Origin of the sequence: Hydrogenophaga sp., from assembly GCF_041633695.1 — a bacterium.
Classification (GTDB): domain Bacteria; phylum Pseudomonadota; class Gammaproteobacteria; order Burkholderiales; family Burkholderiaceae_C; genus Hydrogenophaga.
This window is the reverse complement of record NZ_JBFJMY010000564.1, coordinates 1-2,380: the sequence shown is the minus strand read 5'-3', so window position 1 is coordinate 2,380 and position 2,380 is coordinate 1. Positions and strand designations below refer to the sequence as shown.

Here is a 2,380-nt window from a genome sequence, read left to right as displayed (position 1 = left end):
GTGCGGTCGGCGGTGTCCTTGAGCATCAGCGTGCCCACCATGCCCACGCCGTCTTGCAGCGCGCGGATGGCGGCCTGGGCTGTGAGGGTTTTGCCGCGCAGCGCGCCGTGCACGTCGCACCAGCCCAGGCGCACCAACTCCACGCCACTGGCCTCGATTTGTTGCCGGGCTTGTGCGATGGCTTCGGCGTCGCGGGCGCCGTACTGCCCACACGCCTGGGCAAATGGGGTGTGCCGGCTGCTCATGGGGTGTTGCTGGCTTGCGCTGGCTCGGTCGCGCTGGCCCAGGGTGCACCGCTGCGTTTGGCTTGCACCGCGTGTTGCCACCAGGCCTGCCAGTCTTGGGCCGGGGCGATGCCGTCCACCGTGTCGGGCCCGCTGATGCTGGCGTGCAAGGCAGGGTCGGCGGTGCCGGGGGGTGTGCCTCCGGCGGCCACGGTTTCGATGGCCTGGATCAGCACGCGGCGGTTGGCCATGATGACTTTGTCGGTGGTGCCCAGGTGTTCGCGGGTGCGGTCCTGGATCACGCCCATGCTCTCGCAGGCCCACTGGTCGTGCACGTTGATGTCGTCCTCGCCCATGCCCAGGTAGGTGCTGCTTTGCTGTTCGGCGGCATCGAAACCCCAGTGGTTGTGGCGCCCGGTTTTCGGGATGTATTCGGGCAGCGTCACGCCGGCCAGGCGCTGCTGGCGCATGGCGTTTTTGTCCACCGGCGCGTCGAAGCTGGTGAAAAACGCAAACCAGTAGTTGTGGGTGTCGTCCACCGGCACGTGCATCTGCGTGATGGTCATGGTTTCCGACAAGGGGATCACAAAGGTGTGCGGAAACACCGCGTTGGTCACACGCACATGGGTGAGCTCCTCGGTCATCTTGCGCAGCGCGGTGAGCTGAAAACCATAGGGTTTGTTCTCGAAGGAAATCTCGGGTTGACCGAATTCGCGCATCACCCGCGTCATGGGCCAGCGCTCCCCGCCCACTTCGCCGGCGCTGGCGCCGCGAAACTGCTTGCCGTAACTTTCTTCCAGCGAACCGTCGTTGAAGAAGCGGTGCAGGTACGAGGCGTGCGCCGGGTCGATGCCGACCTCGAACGACTGCAACCAGTTGCAATTCCACAGGCCTTTGAACGCAAAGCTGTGGCTGCCCGGTGCCTGGAAACAATCGAGCGCGGGAAAGGGTGGGGGTGTGCTGTCCTCGGGGCCGAACCAGCCGAACAACACACCGGCTTTTTCCAGCAGCGGGTAGCTGCGCTGGCGTATGCGTTTGCACAATTGGCTACCGGTGGGCTCGGCTGGTGTTTCCAGGCATTGGCCGTCGACGGCGAATTTCCAGCCATGGAACGGGCAGCGCAGGCCGTCGCCTTCGTTGCGGCCATAGGCCAGGTCAGCGCCTCTGTGCGGGCAGCCCCGGTCGAGCAGGCCGAACTGGCCTTGTGCATCGCGGAACAAGACGAAGTCCTGGCCCAACAAACGCACCGGCTTGACCGGGCGCTGCGCCATCTCGGGCGCCAGTTGGGGGTCGAATTCGTCCACCAGGGCCACCGGCTGCCAGTAACGGCGCATCAGCGCACCGCAGGGTGTGTCGGGACCGATTTGCGTGATCAGGTCGTTCAGTTCGGCTTTCATGGGACTCCTGCGGTAAGCTGGTTGCGTGTTGAGACAAATGGTATCCCATAATTTAATTTCGGTGTACAGTTTTAATCCATGAACCTGCAAGAAACCGTTTTGATGCAATTGCGCGACCTGATCCTGAGCGGTGAATTTCCGCCCGGGCAGCGCCTGGCCGAGCAGCAACTGGCCGAGCGGCTGGGCGCCTCGCGCACCCCGGTGCGTGCCGCGCTGGTGACGCTGGAGCAAGAGGGCCTGGTCGAGGCCAACGACACCGGCAAATTCCTGGTGCGCCAGTTCACCGCCCAGGAGGTGATCGACGCGATCGCGGTGCGCGGACACCTGGAGGGCATGGCCGCGCGGCTGGTGGCCGAGCACGGTGTGTCGCGCCAGTTGCAGGGCGACTTGCAGGCCGCGTTGGACGAGGGCGACCGGCTGCTGGCCGACAACCCGCTCACCATTGAAAGTTACGCCGCCTACGCCACCATGAACGACCGTTTTCACGCGCTCATACTGGGCGCCAGCGGCAACCGGGCCTTGCAGCGCGCGGTGGCGCTGAACGACAAATTGCCCTTTGCCCCGGCTTCGGCCATGTTGCCCATGCAGGGCAGCGTGGCCCTGGACCGCGACTGGATGCTGTACGCGCACCGCCAGCACCACATGCTGTTCGATGCGCTCCAGCGTGGCGAAGGCGCGCGCGCACAAGCCTTGGCGACCGAGCACACCGCCGTGGCGCAGATGAACATGCGCCTGGCGCTGGAGCGGCGCGCCGAGTCC

General features: G+C 65.3%; 2 protein-coding genes and 1 pseudogene. 1 reads left to right on the top strand and 2 read right to left on the bottom strand.

Annotation, left to right across the window (positions count from 1 at the left end):
* Together ABYB95_RS21730 and ABYB95_RS21725 are read right to left on the bottom strand one after the other, a co-directional pair.
* Positions 1-245 (bottom strand): annotated as a pseudogene (locus ABYB95_RS21730) (glutamine synthetase); the annotation flags it as partial.
* On the bottom strand, positions 242-1,621 hold the full coding sequence (locus ABYB95_RS21725) for a Rieske 2Fe-2S domain-containing protein (RefSeq protein ID WP_372661855.1): 1,380 nt from the start codon (positions 1,619-1,621) through the stop codon (positions 242-244). The pseudogene ABYB95_RS21730 and the gene ABYB95_RS21725, both read right to left, overlap by 4 nt.
* A 78-nt stretch (positions 1,622-1,699) precedes the next feature.
* Here ABYB95_RS21725 and ABYB95_RS21720 point away from each other — a divergent pair.
* On the top strand, positions 1,700-2,380 hold a 681-nt coding region (locus ABYB95_RS21720; protein ID WP_372661852.1), incomplete at its 3' end, for a GntR family transcriptional regulator.